This window comes from Staphylococcus americanisciuri (assembly GCF_024814435.1).
Classification (GTDB): Bacteria; Bacillota; Bacilli; order Staphylococcales; family Staphylococcaceae; genus Staphylococcus; species Staphylococcus americanisciuri.
In genome coordinates, this window is sequence record NZ_JANUXY010000001.1 from 165,382 (window position 1) to 184,039 (window position 18,658).

The following is an 18,658-nucleotide window of genomic DNA, read 5'->3' on the forward strand; positions in this document are numbered from 1 at the left end:
AAAACGCTTACAAGTAAATGATAGCATTAAATTGTGAACATTTAAAGGCAAAAAACTAGGATATTTTAACTTAATTTAGGCAGATTAATGTAGGGGAGAAAAATTCAAAATTATACAATAGATTTGTTGATGTATTTAATGTAAGACCATCAATTACTTAAATTAATAGTGGGTGAAATGAAGTAGAAGGAAGTAGCTGACTGCTGGCATAAAGAATGCTTTTATACTAGCAGTCAGCTGTGTTAGTTGTCTCTGTATGGCTGTTGTTTATCGATGTGTATTTGCATTAAAGCTGATTGTAAAAATCGTATATTTACCTTCTTCACTATTGACTGTAATCAGACCATCATAGAGTTTGACAATTTTCAATGCGATAGATAATCCTAAACCATTGCCGCCTTGTTGTCTGGAACGTGATTTATCAACGCGATAGAAGCGATCAAAAATATGTTCTTGATCTTCTTTAGGAATCCCCATACCATGATCTTTAATTTCAATCAGCACACGATTGTTGACCAGCTTAGTTTTGATACAAATATTGCGATTTGTTTGGTCATATTTTATCGCATTATCAATAAAAATGAGCAAGATTTGTTCTAAGTGAAAACCATTCATATTCAAGTAAATAAAGTCTTGATTTGTTTCAAAATTAAATTGATATGTTGGATGAATTTGTTCTAATGAGTGAAGACGATTTTTAATTTCTAGATTGACATCTACTTTTTCAAGTTGTTGATCTATAGAACGCGCATTATCTTTTGTTAAAAGTAATAACTCCTCAACTAGTTTGGTAATGCGATTCATCTCTTCTATTGAAATTGTCAATGATTCTTCTAATACAGCTGGATCCTTTTTTCCCCAACGTTGAATAAGATTTAAATGACCTTGAATGATTTGCAATGGTGTTCTTAATTCGTGTGAAGCATCTTCAACAAATTGTCGTTGTTGATTGAATGAATCTTCCAATTTGATCATCATACTGTTAAAGTTATCGATAAGTGCATCAGTTTCTTCATAACTTGTAGGAACTTCGAGTTTTTCTTGGAAGCCATTGCGACGAATTTGTGTCATTTTTTCTGTAATAATATTTATCGGTTTTGTGATTTGAGATGAAAATGCATAACTAAGAGAAGCAGTAACAAATAAAGCAATTAAACCAAATATTAATGCGAGATATGTGATGAAGTTCAATAGATCATCAAAAACATCTAAAGGATGAATAATTGTTGCATAACCGTTAAAATATTCGGTGCTAATTGGATTTGACACAATGATAAACGAACCAGAAGTATTATTAATAATTCCAATCGTTCTTGAGGTCGTTTTCTGAAATTCAGGTGTAAACTTAATATCGTTTGTATTTGTGCTTTCAATTAAATGTTTGCCATTTTTATCATACAAAATCGCTTTTTGGTAGCTGTTCGTAACGGAGCTAAATTCAAGTGGCGTAATATTGCTTAAAGATTGCGTTGATAACAGATGGTGCAATTCATCGGCACTATGTTCTGCTTTCTCCAATTCACTTTGTTTGAGTAAACTACTCACAGCATAAATAATCAATAGGCAAAAAATAAAAATAATTAAAAATGTAATAACCGTTGTGACCAGTGTCCATTTCGTTTTTAGTGTAGGTTGTTTCATTGACGAATCACATACCCGACACCTCGAACGGTCTCTATTAATTTCTCTTTGTGTATAGGTTTTAATTTATTGCGTAAATATCTAATATAGACATCTACAACATTCGTTTCAACTTCAGAATCATATCCCCATACATGGTTTAAGATTTGTTCACGATGAAGGACGTGATTTTTATTTTCTGCCAATAATAGCAGCAAATCAAATTCAGTCTTAGTCAATTCGATGGCTTGTCCTTCATAGGTAACGTGAAAAGCACTTTTATCGATAATGATACCACCCACTGCTACTGTGTCTTTTGAAGTGTGTTGATCATCAGAAACACGTCTTACTAATGCTCGCATTCGCGCAAGTAATTCTTCTATTTCAAATGGTTTGACAATATAATCATCTGCGCCATAATCAAGACCTAATACTTTATCATAGATTTCTCCTTTGGCAGTAATCATGATAATGGGTGTATCTTTTTGTTTTCGCAATCTTTTACATACCTCTAGTCCATCAATACCAGGAAGCATTAAGTCTAGCAAAATAATGTCAAAGTCTTGTTGTAATGCGGTGTTCAATCCTGACAGGCCATCATTTTTTATAGATACCTCGTAATTTTCATGTTTTAGTTCGAGTTCAATAAAACGCGCTAAATTTTGTTCGTCTTCTATAATTAATACATTTTTCATGTTGTCACCTCATCTTTAATAATAGGATAATCATGCAATTTTATAAAGGATGAACTGCTTGTAATACACTAAAAATTGGTAGCTTGTTAATAGTGTTATTTGACATGTAAGTGATTGCTGCCAATGGACTATTTCTGCTTTTACAGAGGAGACGAAAAAAATATAAAAAATTAGGTGTTTCTAATTGACAATTATTCTCAATACGTTATAATTTAATTGAAAATGATTATCAATCCCAACGATCCCCCCACTACAATTCGTTCTATAGATTGAGTCATTTTCAAGTAATATCCCCTTTTATATGCCCGTATAAAAATTTCGTTGATATTAAACGTATAATAAAAACCGCTGCATTCGATTAAGGTGCAGCGGTTTTTATTATGAGCGATGGAGTGGTTTGCGAAGTATAAGTTGTGTTAGTACGATAAAGAACAGGCCCCCCATAATTCCGGCAATAATATCTGTTGGATAATGTACGCCTAAATAGATTCGAGACGCACAAATAAACGGAATCATAAGAATGCATAGTATACTGAGCCAAATTCTTGCTTGTCCTTTGATAATACGCAAACTGATATAACATAAGCTGCCAAAAAAGGCTGTGGCTCCCATTGCATGGCCGCTTGGAAAACTGAGTCCTGAAATATCAATAAGGCGCATCACGCTTGGGCGTTCGCGATTAAAAATATGTTTTAATATTGGGTTAGTAAGTCCTGACAAAATCATAGTAAGTGCGAGAAATAGGGCTTCTACACGATATTGATAGCGTATTAATAAAAGCACTATCAATGTTGTCAAGATAACCATACTTACGGCTTCTCCTATATATGTTACAGTAAGAAACACCGCCGTCATGACAGGGCTTTTACTTGCAATAATGGATGAATATACGTGATGATCGACCCACTCACCCACTGTTGACTGATGATAAAATCCAATGGTTGTCAAAATAACCATAGTTACCACCAATGTCAGTATTCTTTTCCAATGTGTCATAATTACCTCCTTTATAAACGAGCATCTTCAATAATTTTGTTGAGCAATGCTTCCTTAGTATAACTTTCTGTAAAGGTCTCCATCGTAGCAATATACATCTCTCGTGATTCTTCAAGTGTATCTAATGCAGTTTTTAGAGAACCGTCTGTTAAGGTTGATTCATCGAGTGTCAGCGCATAGCCTTGTCTAGCAAAATAATTGGCATTGTCAATCTGATCGCCACGTGATTGATCTAAGCCTAACGGAATTAATAACATCGGTATACGCAACGTTAAGAATTCATAAATAGCATTGGAACCGGCACGAGAGACAACAGTATCTGTAATTGCTAACAAGTCGGTGAGCTCATCAGTAACAAATTCGTATTGGATATAACCAGGCTTGTGAAGTTGCTCATCTTTAAGTCCTTTACCTGTCAGATGAATGACTTGATAATGTTCCAGCAATTGATCAAGTTCTTGTCGCAATTGATGATTCATTGTCGCACTACCTAGACTTCCCCCCATGACAAGTAAAGTTTTTTTCGATGGTTGGAAACCTGTTAAGGCATATCCACGTTCTTTACTACCATTTTTTAAATCTTCACGAATTGTTGCGCCTACAAAAACACCTTTATTTTGAGGTACATATTTTAAGGTTTCTTCAAATGTTGTATAAATCTTTTTGGCAAACTTAGTCGCTATCTTATTCGCTAATCCAGGCGTCAAATCAGATTCGTGTACAATAACTGGAATTTGTAGAGATTTAGCTGCTAAAACGACAGGTACTGACACGAAGCCGCCTTTTGAAAAAACAAATGCTGGTTTTTCACGTTTTAAGATTTTACGTGCATCTAAAATACCTTTCAATACTTTAAAGATGTCTTTTAGATTATCCATTGACAAATAACGGCGCAGTTTACCACTAGAGATCGGATAATAAGGTGTATCAGGTAATTGTGAGGTAATCATCTCACGCTCAATACCATCTTTAGAGCCAATGTATATCGTTTGGAATCCTTTGTTGACTGCCGCTGGAATTAGACTTAAGTTGACAGAGACATGACCGATTGTTCCGCCTCCTGTAAATGCAATTTTAGTCATAATAACCCTCTCATTCTAATTGATTTTTTTATAATAAGCATAAAATGGTTTTCCTTTATCGAAGGGGAATGTTTCACTTAACATTTCCCCTACCTTGATAAAATGATGTTTCTTGAATCGCGCTTGTGCCCGCTGATTCTCAGAAAATGTATCTGTTAATAAAACATTAAATTGGTGGCTTTTCGCATAGTTTTCTGCAAAATCTATGAGCTTTCGTGCTACTCCAGGATACTTGGCAGATGCCACAAGTCTATGAATGACTAGCGCATGGTCACGAGAAACTGGCCATTCAAACTGGTTGTACCATTCAGGTGATAGGTTATTAATTACGATAAACCCCTTGATTATATCTGACTCATCTAATACATAAAGTGTTTTATCTGTAATGTCTTGTATGAAATCTTTTTTTACAGGATATGATATGTCCCATTGATTATGATTGTCCTGTTTCATTATCTCCTTTGCTTCTGCAACTAGTACGAGAATGGCATCTATGTCAGACATTGTTGCAAGTCTCATAGCTTATCACTCCTTCAGCTTTTCTAATGTACGCTGTAACATCACATCTTCTTCAGATGCTTTTTTAACCAGTTGTTCTGTTAATTTTTGATTGGTTTCACGGTTAAATGTACCATCAGCATCTAGTTTTTGATCTGCTTGAAATGATTGTATCGCATTTTGTAATGTTGTATCAAAAGATTCATTAATATCTCCTACATCATACCCTAATGCATTTAAACCGATTTTAATGGATTTAATATATTTTGATTGGTCTCCGAGCTTGAAAGATTTGTCTGACGGAATAACCGTCATATTTTCATAGGCTGCACCTGCTACTTTCTCATCAGGTTGAATGCCTTTGCCATGAATATAATGACCTTTTGGTGTGAGCCATTTCATTTCTGTAAATTTGAGTAATGAGCCGTCACAAAACTCACGTGTTGTTTGAACGATTCCTTTACCAAAAGATTTTTGACCATATACTTTGGCTACTTGATGATCTTGTAGTGCGCCTGTAAACACTTCAGATGCACTAGCAGAGCCTTCATTGATTAGGATTGAAATCTTCTGCTTATTGATTCCCTTTATAGGTGCCTGCGAAGTTTGGATCTCTTGCTTTTGTTTTCCTTTTTCTAGCTGTACAACAGTTTGTCCTTTATCAATGAAAAGATTCGCCATCTTGACAGCTTCGTCGAGTAGACCTCCAGGATTGTTACGCAAGTCAATGACTAAGTGTTTAGCACCTTGCTTCTGAGCTTTTTCAATAGCATTTTTTAATTCGTTCGCTGTTCCTTGTTGAAACTTACTCACTTTGAAAACATGTTTATCTCCATGTTTTTCGTGTTTAACACTATCAACATGAATCGTATCTCGTGTTACGGTATAGTCCTTTAATTCTCCGACACGTTTGATTGTTAATTTAACTTTAGTTCCCTTTTTACCACGAACTTTTTTCACGATTTCATTTAGTTGCTTTCCTTTTACGTCTTGGCCATCTACTGCAATTAATTCATCTTTAGGCTGAATACCTGCTTTTTCTGCTGGTGCACCTTTGATAGGGCTTGCGATATAGATGTGCCCCTCTTTTTGCTCCATCTCAGCACCGATACCGACAAAATCTCCTGATACATCTTCATTGAAAGCTTCAGTTTCTTCTTTTGTCATATATTCCGTGTAAGGATCTTTTAAACTTTTCGTCATTCCTTTAATAGCATCATTAAGCAATGCTTCTTTATCTGTATTTTTATAATAGTCAGTTGCCAATACTTCATATATATCACCTAACTTTTTGGCATTCTGTTCAATACTGGCATCAGTTGAACTATTTTTCCAATACCACATGCCTAAAAGCATAAGTGAAGCAGTTAATAATACGGTTGCTATGATGCTTATCACAAAGTGTTTGAGTGAAATATACTTTGGGGTATCAGATTTTTTGGACGATGGTAAAGCTTTATTTGATTGTTTCATCTTTCAGCTCCTTGTCTATGTAATATAGTTATGTTTTTAATATAAGCGAAATAGCTTTGAATATATGTTAGAAAAATTGGTTCAAAAAAGGAGTAGGACAGAAATCTTATATTAAAGACTTCATAGTCCCACTCCGCCAAGGATGACGAATTGTGCAAGAATTTGAAACGTAAATGGACAACATAAGCAAACTGCTGCTTTGTATCGTATCTCTCATTCTGAAGAAAAAGTGGGACAAGAATCTTATTTTCTAAAAGGTTGGAAAAGTGTATTTTCACTTCGACCACTGACTTCTACATAAAAACTTAAACTTAAATTGAAAGTTTCTATTAATGTCCCAGCGCTATTCCTAACGCCTTACTAGTGATGTTTAGCGTTAAAATTGAAGCCATTCTTGATATTCTTCAAAAAGTGCATCAAAAACAGATAATGATAAGGTATAGTTGCCTTCTGTCTCGATGTATTCTGATAGCTTGTTGAAATCTGATTCATACTTAGGAAAATCTAAATCTTGAAAAACCATTTCTGCAAATGCACCTTTGTCATCACGTCTACCTCTAACTGTCAATGCAAATTGGTAAAACGATGCATCTTTCATTATTTCACTGTCACATCTAATACATGTGTTGTTCCTTTAGTCAAAGCTTGAACCTCATGGAATGTATGTGACTCAACATGTTCAGCGAAGTTCGTTAAGATAACTGGTGAGATGATAGACTTCGCATTTTGATTGATATAATCTAGGTCAAATGTTACGAGCGCATCACCTACAGATACACGGTCACCGCTTTCAACAAGTGTTTCAAAACCTTCACCATTTAATTGAACAGTATCTAAACCAATGTGGACAAGTACTTCCAAGCCATTATCAGCTTTTAAGCCAATTGCGTGCTTTGTTGGGAAGACATTGTCTACTACACCGTCAATTGGGGATACAACTTTACCTTCAGTTGGTTTAACACCAAAGCCATCACCCATCATTTTTTGTGCGAATACAGGATCTGGAATATCTTCAACCTTGACGTATTCACCAGTGATTGGCGCAAAAACTTTGATATCTTTACTTACTTCATTACCTTTTCCAAATAACTTTTTAAACATATGGTTCACTCCTCTTTATTTATCAAACAATTTAATGAATTCGCCGTATCCAAGTTGTTCGAGCTTTTCATATGGAATAAATTGAATCGCAGCAGAATTAATGCAATAACGCAGACCGCCTCGTTCTTTAGGTCCGTCATTAAAGACATGTCCTAAATGACTGTTGCTGCCCTCTGAGCGGACTTCAGTGCGTAACATTCCGTAAGATTTATCGACTAATTCAACAATCTCTTCATCAGCAATGGCTTTTGAGAAACTCGGCCAGCCACAATCTGATTGGAATTTGTCTTCAGAGGTAAACAGTGGCTTACCTGATAACTTATCAACATAGATCCCTTTGTCAAAGTGATTCCAATATTCGTTGTTGAAAGGTGGTTCAGTGCCATCTTGTTGTGTAACGAGATATTCAAGATCTGTTAGGTCTGATTTATCTTTTTTGATCATTGCGCATCCCCCCAGTGTGAGTCAATAAATGCTTTCCTACCTGAACCTTGTTGATAACGTTGATAGTGTGCTGGATTTTTAAGGTAATAATCTTGATGATGTGCTTCAGCAGGATAAAAATTTTTATAAGGTTCAACGGGTGTCACAATTGGTTTGTTAAAAACACCTTGAGCATCTAAAGTTTTAATTTTTTGAATCGCAGTTTTTTGTTGTTCAGCATCATGATAAAAAATAACGGGACGATAACTGTCTCCTCTATCAAAGAATTGTCCATCTTTGTCAGTGGGGTCAAACGTTTTAAAGTAGATATCTAGAATTGCTTCATATGAAATAATAGCTGGATTGTACGTAATCTGAACAGCTTCAACATGTCCTGTCGTATTGCTACATACTTGTTCATATGTAGGATTTTCTACTGTTCCTCCGCTATATCCAGAAACAATGCCTTCAATACCATCATATGATGTGAATGGTTTAACTAGGCACCAGAAACAACCGCCTGCAAGTGTTGCGAGAGCCATATCATGATCCCTCCTTATTGATGATTAATACGTATCTTCTTTTAATACGATGAGTCCGATAGCACCCGTACCCGTATGTGTTGAAATAACAGGTGATGTATGACCTAATTGGAACTGACCAACATCGAATGTTTCATCGATTTTTTCTTTAAACTTGTGCATGAAGCCTTCAGCATCAGCGTGTGAGACTCCAACAGATTCTAGTTTTCCGTTGTCAACAAATGGCTTGAGATCATTGATAACTTGTTTGACACAGGCACCTTGTGTACGGACATTGTGAATCATTTCTAGCTTGCCATCGACCAATTCACCAATAGGTTTGATTTTCATTAAGTTACCCATGAAGCCTTTTGCTTTACTAATACGCCCACCTTTAATGAGTTGATCAAGTTGACCGATGATAACGAATAACTTAATATTTTTTTGTAACTTTTCAATTTTTTTCAAGATTTCTTCTGTTGGGATTCCCTCTTCAATCCATTTAGTTAAATATTGTATTTGATATGCAAGTCCCCATGAAATAGACTTTGAATCGATAATCGTGATTTTACCATCAACCATTTCACTTGCTTGACGTGCAGTTTGAACTGTACCACTCAGCCCTGATGTTAAGTGAATACTAATGATTTCAACATCATCATTCATTAATTCTTTATATTTTTCTACAAATTGTCCAAGTGCTGGTTGACTTGTTTTTAAATCATGATTTCCTTCTGCTAAATATTTGATATATGCTTCTGATGACATATCAATTTGGTCTACGTATGATTTACCATCAATTGTAACGCTTAGTGGAATGACGTGAATATTGTGCGCTTCAAAAAAAGATGGATCTAAATCAGATGTAGAATCTGTAACTATAATACGTTGCATAGCATTATTGCCTCCAATTTATTTTCTAATAAGATGTAAGAATGTATGTGCATATTTATTTTTATCGTCAACTGTGCCTTCTATTGCAGACTTAACTTGCCAGTCTTCAAATGTGTACGGTGGAAAAAATGTATCTGCTTGGAATGTATCTTCAATGACTGTAATATACATATCATTCACTGAGTCAATCATTGATTCAAACAATGTTTGACCACCGAATATAAAAACATGTCCTTCAAGCTTTGCGATGTCTTCGAGGCTATGAATAACATCTACACCTTCAGCTTGAAAGTCAGGATTATGTGTCAAAACAACATTGCGTCTATTAGGCAAAGGCTTACCAATAGATTCATATGTTGCGCGCCCCATAACAAGCGTATGACCGGTTGTTAGCTCTTTAACGTGTTTGAGGTCGTTCGGTAGATGCCATGGCAATTGATTGTTAAAGCCAATGCCACGATTTTGATCATGTGCAACAAGTATGGATAATGTCAAAATAATCACTCCTCGTCATTATACCGCGATGGGTGCTTTAATAGGTGGATGATACGTATAATTAACAATCTCTAAATCTTCATATTCTATATCGAATATAGATTTGTTGGTATTGATATTTAAAGTTGGTGGCGCAAAGCTTGTACGCGATAATTGTGTTTTTACTGCATCAAGATGATTGCTATAGATATGTGCATCACCAAATGTATGAACGAATTCGCCTACTTCTAAGCCACATTCTTTGGCGATTAAATGAGTGAGCAAACTATAGCTTGCAATATTAAATGGAACACCTAAGAAAATATCGGCACTGCGCTGATACAGCTGGCAACTTAGTTTGTTATTTTCTACATAGAACTGAAATAGCGTATGACATGGTGGCAATGCCATGGTATCAATCTCGGCAGGATTCCAGGCGCTGATAATATGCCGTCTTGATGTTGGATATTGCTTGATTTGCGCAATAACCGTTTTTAGTTGATCGTAATGTTTGCCATCAGCCCCTACCCAGTCACGCCATTGTTTACCATAAACGTTACCTAGGTCGCCATGTTTTTGCATAAATTGATCGTCGTGAAGAATTGCATCTTTGAATTTACGCATTTCTTCATCGTACTGTACTTTAAATTCTGGATCGGTTAGTGTACGGTGTCCAAAATTTGTCATGTCAGGTCCTGTGTAATCTGTACTGTTAATATATTTCTCGAATGCCCATTCATTCCAAATATTGTTGTTATATTGGAGGAGATATCTCAGATTGGTATCGCCACGAATAAACCAGATGAGTTCAGTAGCAATAAGTTTAAATGATACTTTTTTGGTTGTTAATAATGGAAATCCTTTAGATAAATCGAAACGTAACTGATGTCCAAATTTTGAAATCGTACCAGTTGCAGTGCGGTCATCACGTTCGTTGCCAATTGTTAATATTTCATTACATAAATCATGATATGCAGTATCAAATGGATTCATGACGTTCACCTCTTTTCTCTTTTATAACTATAATAGACGATTTTTAAAGATTTGAAAAATAAAAAACCAATGCTGGGATGATTGATTGTTGAACCCAGCACTGTTTTTAATTATTAGCAATGCGTATCGAAAGCTTCTTTAATATCCATTGCTAAGTCATTAATGTCTCTACCTTCAATATGTTCACGTGGTGTGAAGTGTACAAGTGTATGCCCTTTGAAAAGTGCAAATGAAGGGCTTGATGGCACTTGTTGAATATAGTTGCGCATTGTTTCAGTTGCTTCTCTATCTTGACCAGCAAAAACAGTCACTTTATTGTCAGGTTTTTTATCATTTTGTTCAGCAACCGCTACTGCAGCAGGTCGAGCTAATCCAGCGGCACAACCACAAGTTGAGTTAATCACTACAAATGTCGTTTCATCTTCATGACGTCCATTCATATAGGCAGTGACGTCATCTGATGTTTCTAAGCTTGTAAAACCATTTTGTGTTAATTCAGCACGCATTTGTGTTGCTAATTCTTTCATATATGCATCATACGCGTTCATGTATCAATTCGCTCCTTTTATTCTTTTAAGTCATCGTATTCCTTTATTATAGCATTATTTAACGCTTGCGATTGGCAATTTGTTTCCAAATAGATCCAAGTGCAGCTTCCCCTTGTTCAATACGTGTAATAGCCATTTCAATTTGCATGCGTACTTCATATGCAGGTTCGTCAAGATGTGCTTTTAATGCATCGAGCTGTTCAGAATTGCCTTCATCAAAAATAAACATTGCTGCACGCCAACGGACAATTTTATGAGGGTCATCTAACGCTTGCATCATCATCGGTAGTGCTTCCGAATAACCTAAATCACTAAGCGCATCACCCGCAGCTCGTCTTACGGCAGGACTTTTATCTTTCATGCCCTGATATAAATACGGCAAAGTTTCCTTGCTTTCAATCATACTTAGCAGCACGACAGCTTCACGGCGCAACTGCACTTTTTCTTCTTGTAAGGCATACGCTAATAAAGGATAGTCCTCTGTAGTTGGTTTTGGGAAAGCGCTCAACATTCTTAAACGTGCTTTCCAATCTGTCGCTTGTTGATATGTTTCCAAAGTCACATGGTAATATTGTTTTTGTGGCACATTATCTGTTGTAATATGTTGCGCTTGTTCAACGAGCCGGCGTAGTTCAGTTGGTGGATAAAGGGCATTGATCTCTTCTTCAACTTCATCCATCACTTGTTCAAGCACACCGTAACGAATGCCTAATGTGTGCCATTTTCTTAACAAGACAACGTTGTCACTAGGTAATTGTGCCTCTGTCATTGCCTCGATAAAAACATCTTGCAATTGACGACGAACTTCTTCATTAGGTGTTGTTAACTTGATTTGATACGGAATGTTTTTAAATTTTAAAACCTCAGCTTTAATCTCACCAAAGTGGGTCTGTACCTCAGCATCTTGTGTTGTTTCAACTTGTTCGCCAGTTAATGATGCAGTAATTTTAGGTAGTACTTCCTCCCAATCTGCTTTTGGTGACTTATCAATCGCTAAAAAATCTAACACATGAAAAATAGATTTTACGCCTTCAATTGCTAACAGATGGTTAATAAATGCCGGTTGTATTTCGTTAATTTCTGTATATGTGTTTGACTGCTGATCTTCTCGTTTGTCCGATAAGACAATCTTCATTGTATTTGGACTTGGTGTTGGTTCAATTTTTATAATTTCCATATTGCGCATTGCCCCCAATTCTGCAATATTATTGTAAATATTTGCCTAAGGATTGGATACGTTGACCAACAGAACAAGAATGGATACAGAAGTGATGTGCGGCCGTTTTACTTTCTTCTTTCCTCAAATGAGATTTGATTAAACATTGTGTACAGTAGTCGGCCATAAGTGAATCAATTGTTGCAATCGCCACTCTTTTTTCCTCAGTTAACATATCTGTCACCTCATTTATGTTCATTAGTATAAACAAACATAATGGTAACATGATTTTGCACTGCGTTGAAACGTTTGACTCAAATAATGGTAATGATTATGTGCATTGGGAGTGGTATCTCATAGTTTTAAAAAGATTCTGTTGTTTCACTCTTACACAGCTACGGTCTTTTATACCATTGTTTCACTTTGGATATGGCTTTCTTTTAATGTTCCACCCTCTTTCTTTCACAATAGTGTTTTAATTCGTTATTGAAATTTTTATTTGACTGTTCTATGATGTATTAGTTGTTAAACAGCGGTTTCTAAACACCCGCATTATCAAAATTTAGGAGGAAAAAGCATGTACAATGAAATAATAGGCATTGTTGCCTTTGTGGTTACTTTTAGCCTAATGGTTTTAATGTTTCGTATTTTTGGGAAGCAAGGTCTCTATGCTTGGGTAGCAATGGGGACAATCATTGCCAATATTCAAGTGTTAAAAACAATCGATATTTTTACGATATCTGCAACGCTAGGAAATGTAATGTTTGCATCGATTTATTTAGCGACAGATATACTGAATGATATTTATGGCAGAAAGGTTGCTAAAAAGGCGGTATGGCTTGGTTTCACATCGACATTAGTCATGATTATAGTGATGCAAGTGTCATTAGCCTTTGTACCGAGTGAAGCGGACATCGCACAAGATGCATTGAAAACCATTTTTGATGTAATTCCACGTATTGCGATAGCATCCATTGTGGCGTATATCATCGGTCAGCATATTGATGTTTTTATTTTTAATGCAATCAAAAAAGTATTTACGTCAGATCGTACATTTTTTATACGAGCATATGGGAGTACGACATTAAGTTCTATAGTAGATACCGCTTTATTTGTTTTAATTGCATTTTATGGTGGTCCTTTACCAAATGATGTTATTTTAGAAATCTTTATTACGACTTATTTATTGAAGCTGGTTTCTACAATTTTCAACGTACCATTTGGTTATTGGGCGAAATCAATGTATCGACGTGGTAAAATTACTGAAGACAACATTTAATATGAAAGTGGGTAATTAGCGTTATTTGACACACTGCCCCTTTTTTCTAGCTAGGAGTGTAAAATGATGGCTAAAATTTATTTTGATGCAGCAACCAAAGGAAACCCAGGTATGAGTGCGTGTGGTATCGTAATTGTTGAAGAAGCTCAACGTTATACAGATGGCCAAATATTGGGGGAAATGGACAATCATAGTGCGGAATGGGAAGCATTGATTTACGCGTTACAGCAAGCAGCTCAATTACAAGTTGTAAATGCATTAATTTATACAGATTCACAATTAATTGAAGATGCAGTTAACCGTAATTATGTGAAAAATAGACGCTTTAAACCGTACTTGGTGCAGTTTAACGAACTGGCAGATACATTTAATCTTTGTTTTGTTAAATGGGTACCACGTGGGCAGAATAAAGAAGCGAATCAACTCGCACAACAAACACTCTATCAAGCGATAAAGCAATAATATATAAAGAGAGACAGCATACCATTTCTAATGAAACCGGTGCTGTCTCTCTTATATTTTATAATGACAAAATATATCTTTTAGCGACACGTAATTCGTGTTCATCACATACGTTCAATATATGTTCAAGGTCAGGTCTGTAGGTCATTTGTTGCCATATATCCTGGGTCTCAATAGGTGCGTCACAAATAATTTCAGCTAAACGTTTAGAACAGAGTAAGTTGTCCATATTGGCATTGATTTTCTTTTGTTGACCGGGTGTTAAAGCAGTAATATTTGAGATGACTTCTTCAACAGAACCATATTGTTGAATGAGCTTAATCGCTGTTTTCTCTCCTATGCCTTTGACTCCTGGGTATCCGTCTGCAGTGTCCCCCATAAATGCTTTGACATCGATAAGTTGCTTAGGTGCCAAACCATAATGTTCTCGGAAAGTGGCATCATCAAATTTCAAATATTCCGTAAAGCCCTTTTTAACGAGCCAAATATGGATATTTTCAGCGCTACATTGTAGTAAATCACGATCTCCAGTAATGACATATACATTTGTATGAGTGTCATGTGCACTTTGTGTAGCGAGTGTTCCAATAACATCATCAGCTTCATAGTTAGGCAATCCTATGTTAAAGAACCCCAATGCTTGTGATATCTGTTGAACATGGCTGAATTGCGGAACCAATGCTTCGGGTGGTTCAGGTCGATTTTGTTTGTAGCCTTGGAACAGTTCATTACGAAAAGTTGTTTTGCCCATATCCCAACATACAGCTAGGTGCGTCGGTTGGATATCTGTTACCGCTCGTAACACGTGACGTACGAAGCCCTGTGTGCCATTTGTAGGGATGCCATTCGAATTGATCATATAGTTTTTATGGACGCTTGTCGCAAAAAAATGGCGGAATAACAGCGCCATGCCGTCTATTAATAGTATGCGTTTGTTCATTATAATTTATCCTTTAGTTCAAAATTTGTTTAAGTTCAGGTAATGTTGCTTTCAATATGGCTACTTGTGTCTGATCCATATCGAATGATAACATTTTAGCTATTTCTTGTTGTGCGGTTTGTTCTAATGCATCGAGTATGCTTATTGCCTGCTCGTTCAATAACGTCAAATAGTCTTCTAATGCACTGTTGAGCTGTTTTAAGCAAGGCTGTAATTGTTCGACTGTTATATCTTTAATCATCGTCTGAACTTGTTGTTGTTGTTTTGGTTGTAAAATATTTCTTTTTGTCAGTTGTTTTGGCAAATGTGCAATGAATGATGACAAATCTAAATGGAGATAGGGTGTCTCTAGTGTTTCGGCTGTCAGTTGTGTATCAGCTTGTAAAATGATGTGACGTTGTCCTATATCCGTAATGATTGGTGCAAGTTGATGTGCAAATTGCTTTTCAAAATATTGTTTCAATCGATTGACGAGTAAAGTTTGTTCTAAATACAACTTTTGATGTATTTGATCAAGATAGTTTTTCGATGTATGTCGCTTAGCACTTTTAAAATCATCTGAAGCTGTCATTTGTGTATTGAAAGCGGACTTTACAATATCTAAAAGTTGAATATTGAGTCGTTCGTTGAGATAGTATATCTGATCATCGCGTTCGTTACGATATTGTTGATTTACAGATTCTATGAGTTGCTTAGGAAAGACGCGTATCTTATCGTAGCGTTGTAAATATTCATTGTTTTGCTTGATTTGTGAGGCATTATGTTCAACATCGGTTAACATTATTTCAAGCGATTGTGTAATAGCATCTAACTGATGTAGAATTTGTTTTTCAAGCACTTGTTTTGATTCAATATCTGAGAATGTTTGGATGGCTTCACGTAGTTGCGTAATCCCTTCGTCGCCACCACGTAATGCTTCTCGGCTAGATACATCAAATATTTCACATTGCATACCGACTTCTGCTAATGCATCTTTCGTATATGTATGCACATCAGCAAGGTCTTCAGGCGTTTCTGCTAAATCAACCGCGTTAATAACCATCTTGAATGTTTGATTTTCGATTAGCTGGTTCATCTCTTTCATATGTTCGATAAACGCTTTATCATTATCTGTAAAAGCATGGTTGAAATAACTAACGTATAGGATGAGGTCGGCCGTTGCTAAAATCTTCTCCGTTTCATTAGTATGTCGTTGATTATTTGAATACAGTCCAAGCGAATCAACAATAATCTTATCTTTTAACCACTCATGTTCTAATTGTAAATGGACGGTTTTTACAAATGTTGCATATTCATCTTCTGCACTCCATTTTTTTAGTTCGTGTTGCGGAATATCTAATTCATAGCTATCTTTAGTTAAAGATTCATATAATGCATAATTCTTCTCAATCGCTTCAATAAAAGCTAATTTGTTTTTATCGATACGCCCTTTTAAATCTTGCAAATCTTGCGTTAAAAAGTCATCAATAGATTCAAAATGATAGTCGACAGTTTCAACTACGTCATTTAATTCATCTAGCAATATATCTCGTGTTTTGAAAGTGACGGTATTTTGATGTCCATATGAAATTTCAGTTGTCGCTGCTGTTGTAGGATTAGGTGAGCTCACGAGATACTGATCACCTAATAATGCATTAATCAGACTGCTCTTCCCTGCACTAAACGTTCCAAACACACCAATTTTTATCACTTGATTATCTACACGTTGTAAGGTATCTTGCATGTTATTAACCTGTGCGTCGTATAGTGATAATTTCGATAGGGTTGCCAATGCTTGTTCAATTCGATTACGTTGAGATGCTTGCTTCTTGTCAGTTATAGCTGGTTGTTCAATGAGCGCATCTGACACTTGAGACACGATTTGTGAAGGAGTATAAGTTATCTTTGTTCGATCGATTAATTTGTCTAAAGAATCGTCGAGATGAATGTAATAATGCTGATAATTTGCTGTATCCAATGACGTTTTAAGTTTACGCAATGTATGGTATCGCTCGTAAGTATCAGTCGTTTCGTTCGATGATGAAGATGCGAGTTCAACGTGTGCATGAGCGATGATTTCTTCATCAAGTGGTTTGGCTTCCTTAAGGATATATTGTCCAATCTGCTTCATCAATGCTTCAGAGAATGTTAATACATACTGATTGCTAATTTGAACTTGTGTTTGATATAGATCAGTAATAAGTGAAGCTGGTATTGTATATGCTTGATTCAAAATGCGTTCATTGAGTGCTGCATTGTCAATAAAACGTGTTAGAAAAGCCATATCTGCTTGCATAGGCTTAACAATCTCTTGTGTTACTTGCGTTTGGAGGGCAGACATGAGTGTAGCAAGGCGTTCTTCACGTGCTTGTTCAATCTTTTTGCGTTTATTAAATAACCCACCTAACGAAAAATCTTTCGTCATACTTTCTAAGTAATAGCGTATATGTTCTCGCATATCATGCGTCATAATGTAAGCGTTGTCAATGATTGCTTTACGTTGTTTTTCTAAGTGCTGACTTAATGCATCCGTATTACTAATCAGTTGTGCCTCATTATGAACGGATTGTTCTTGTATATGATGATCATATGCTGCGTCAAAGTCAGCTGCTTCGATATTCAATGTTTCTAGACAACTTGCCATTTGTTGCGTTAAATAATCAGATTGATGTTTTTGAATAAATGCGACCATTCGTGATACATAATCTGCAAGTGGTTCACGATCGGCATCTTGTTCATGCATATATGTTTTTAATGCTGCAAACTGATTTTCTGGATGCTCAAATTTAGTAACATAAAAAATTTTTTCTAGCGTAATGTCCCAATCAGATAGGGACTTGGTTACACGCGCTTTGAATGCATCAAAAGAGAGCTCGGCATCGTTGTGTTTGTCAATCTGGTTAATCACAAATGAAACAGGAATACCCGCTTGATTTAGTTGCTTCATAAATTGAAAGTTTAAAGCAGATTGCACGTGATTATAATCGACGGTATAAAACACCATATTGCTTGTATATAAGAAACGTTCAGTACTATGACTGTGTGATTTGACGTTTGAGTCTACCCCTGGTGTATCTTGGAATGTAAAGCCGTTTTGGTAGTCGTCGGATTGAAAGCGAATGTCGATTGACTCCACGTTATAGTTTTCTTTGTTCATTTGTTTAACATCATCATAAGACGACAATTCTGTGTACTGTTGCCCTTCGATATTTGCAGTAATCCCGGGTGTATCGGATACAGTTACTAAAGCGGTATTACTTGTTGTTGGGACTGGTGAACTTGGTAAAATGTTTTGCCCAATCAAGTTATTAATAATGGTTGATTTACCGGCTGAAAAGTGACCGACAAACGTCATTGTATAATGTGCCAAGTAGACTTTTTTTATGATTTGGTTAATCGTCTGAACGAAATGCGTGTGATCAGACTTTTCAACTTCTTTTTTTAATTTATAAAGGATATCTAATTGTTCAATATTGTTCATTTTTAATAATTCCCCTTGTTTCCTTCGTGTACTTATATGCTAT

At 35.9% G+C, this 18,658-nt stretch carries 20 protein-coding genes; 2 read left to right on the top strand and 18 right to left on the bottom strand.

All coding sequences use genetic code 11. The features are described from left to right. Positions 1 to 267: 267 nt before the first annotated feature. The 16 genes from NXS11_RS00755 to NXS11_RS00830 all read right to left on the bottom strand — a co-directional run bounded on the left by NXS11_RS00755 (position 268) and on the right by NXS11_RS00830 (position 12,709). Positions 268 to 1,641 carry a HAMP domain-containing sensor histidine kinase gene (locus tag NXS11_RS00755; protein ID WP_259197817.1) on the bottom strand — a complete coding sequence of 458 codons (1,374 nt, stop codon included), beginning with the start codon at positions 1,639 to 1,641 and terminating at the stop codon, positions 268 to 270. Next, positions 1,638 to 2,315: a response regulator transcription factor gene (locus NXS11_RS00760; protein WP_259197818.1), complete on the bottom strand. Its 678-nt coding sequence runs from the start codon at positions 2,313 to 2,315 to the stop codon at positions 1,638 to 1,640. Before NXS11_RS00760 ends, NXS11_RS00755 begins: the two co-directional genes overlap by 4 nt. A gap of 378 nt (positions 2,316 to 2,693) precedes the next feature. Further along, positions 2,694 to 3,311, bottom strand: coding sequence for a phosphatase PAP2 family protein (locus NXS11_RS00765; RefSeq protein WP_259197820.1), 618 nt, complete (start codon positions 3,309 to 3,311; stop codon positions 2,694 to 2,696). A gap of 11 nt (positions 3,312 to 3,322) precedes the next feature. Then, entirely contained in the window at positions 3,323 to 4,393 is a 1,071-nt protein-coding gene (gene murG / locus NXS11_RS00770; protein WP_259197821.1) for an undecaprenyldiphospho-muramoylpentapeptide beta-N-acetylglucosaminyltransferase, read from the bottom strand. A gap of 15 nt (positions 4,394 to 4,408) precedes the next feature. Next, entirely contained in the window at positions 4,409 to 4,912 is a 504-nt protein-coding gene (locus tag NXS11_RS00775; protein ID WP_259197822.1) for a GNAT family N-acetyltransferase, read from the bottom strand. Between the two features lie 6 nt (positions 4,913 to 4,918). After that, a complete protein-coding gene (locus NXS11_RS00780) occupies positions 4,919 to 6,364 on the bottom strand; it encodes a S41 family peptidase (protein ID WP_259197824.1) in 1,446 nt (481 codons plus the stop codon). A 376-nt stretch (positions 6,365 to 6,740) separates the two neighbouring features. Continuing rightward, positions 6,741 to 6,962 (bottom strand): YozE family protein, encoded by a 222-nt coding sequence (locus NXS11_RS00785; protein WP_259197827.1) that lies wholly within the window; start codon positions 6,960 to 6,962, stop codon positions 6,741 to 6,743. Further along, positions 6,962 to 7,465, bottom strand: coding sequence for a PTS sugar transporter subunit IIA (locus NXS11_RS00790; RefSeq protein WP_259197828.1), 504 nt, complete (start codon positions 7,463 to 7,465; stop codon positions 6,962 to 6,964). Before NXS11_RS00790 ends, NXS11_RS00785 begins: the two co-directional genes overlap by 1 nt. 15 nt (positions 7,466 to 7,480) lie before the next feature. Next, positions 7,481 to 7,909 (bottom strand): peptide-methionine (R)-S-oxide reductase MsrB, encoded by a 429-nt coding sequence (msrB, locus tag NXS11_RS00795; RefSeq protein WP_259197829.1) that lies wholly within the window; start codon positions 7,907 to 7,909, stop codon positions 7,481 to 7,483. After that, the gene (msrA, locus tag NXS11_RS00800; protein WP_259197830.1) at positions 7,906 to 8,430 is read right to left on the bottom strand and encodes a peptide-methionine (S)-S-oxide reductase MsrA; all 525 of its coding nucleotides are present in this window, start codon (positions 8,428 to 8,430) and stop codon (positions 7,906 to 7,908) included. Before msrA ends, msrB begins: the two co-directional genes overlap by 4 nt. A gap of 24 nt (positions 8,431 to 8,454) precedes the next feature. Next, a complete protein-coding gene (gene fakB, locus NXS11_RS00805; RefSeq protein ID WP_259197832.1) occupies positions 8,455 to 9,303 on the bottom strand; it encodes a DegV family protein in 849 nt (282 codons plus the stop codon). An 18-nt stretch (positions 9,304 to 9,321) separates the two neighbouring features. Further along, positions 9,322 to 9,798 (bottom strand): dihydrofolate reductase, encoded by a 477-nt coding sequence (locus NXS11_RS00810; RefSeq protein WP_259197833.1) that lies wholly within the window; start codon positions 9,796 to 9,798, stop codon positions 9,322 to 9,324. A gap of 18 nt (positions 9,799 to 9,816) precedes the next feature. Continuing rightward, the gene (locus NXS11_RS00815; RefSeq protein ID WP_259197834.1) at positions 9,817 to 10,770 is read right to left on the bottom strand and encodes a thymidylate synthase; all 954 of its coding nucleotides are present in this window, start codon (positions 10,768 to 10,770) and stop codon (positions 9,817 to 9,819) included. 113 nt (positions 10,771 to 10,883) lie between these two features. Next, complete coding sequence (gene brxA / locus NXS11_RS00820; RefSeq protein ID WP_259197835.1) at positions 10,884 to 11,318, bottom strand: bacilliredoxin BrxA; 435 nt, start codon at positions 11,316 to 11,318, stop codon at positions 10,884 to 10,886. Positions 11,319 to 11,376: 58 nt separating this feature from the next. After that, on the bottom strand, positions 11,377 to 12,495 hold the full coding sequence (locus tag NXS11_RS00825) for a conserved virulence factor C family protein (RefSeq protein ID WP_259197838.1): 1,119 nt from the start codon (positions 12,493 to 12,495) through the stop codon (positions 11,377 to 11,379). 28 nt (positions 12,496 to 12,523) lie between these two features. Next, the gene (locus NXS11_RS00830; RefSeq protein ID WP_259197839.1) at positions 12,524 to 12,709 is read right to left on the bottom strand and encodes a zinc-finger domain-containing protein; all 186 of its coding nucleotides are present in this window, start codon (positions 12,707 to 12,709) and stop codon (positions 12,524 to 12,526) included. A gap of 342 nt (positions 12,710 to 13,051) precedes the next feature. On the opposite strand from NXS11_RS00830, the gene NXS11_RS00835 reads away from it, so the two are divergent. Then, positions 13,052 to 13,753 carry a queuosine precursor transporter gene (locus NXS11_RS00835; protein WP_259197841.1) on the top strand — a complete coding sequence of 234 codons (702 nt, stop codon included), beginning with the start codon at positions 13,052 to 13,054 and terminating at the stop codon, positions 13,751 to 13,753. A gap of 66 nt (positions 13,754 to 13,819) precedes the next feature. Continuing rightward, positions 13,820 to 14,215 (top strand): ribonuclease HI family protein, encoded by a 396-nt coding sequence (locus NXS11_RS00840; protein ID WP_259197842.1) that lies wholly within the window; start codon positions 13,820 to 13,822, stop codon positions 14,213 to 14,215. 58 nt (positions 14,216 to 14,273) lie between these two features. Here NXS11_RS00840 and NXS11_RS00845 read toward each other — a convergent pair whose 3' ends face one another. Together NXS11_RS00845 and NXS11_RS00850 are read right to left on the bottom strand one after the other, a co-directional pair. Next, positions 14,274 to 15,155 (bottom strand): 5'-3' exonuclease, encoded by an 882-nt coding sequence (locus NXS11_RS00845; protein ID WP_259197843.1) that lies wholly within the window; start codon positions 15,153 to 15,155, stop codon positions 14,274 to 14,276. Between the two features lie 13 nt (positions 15,156 to 15,168). Continuing rightward, positions 15,169 to 18,615 carry a dynamin family protein gene (locus tag NXS11_RS00850; protein ID WP_259197844.1) on the bottom strand — a complete coding sequence of 1,149 codons (3,447 nt, stop codon included), beginning with the start codon at positions 18,613 to 18,615 and terminating at the stop codon, positions 15,169 to 15,171. Positions 18,616 to 18,658: the final 43 nt, after the last annotated feature.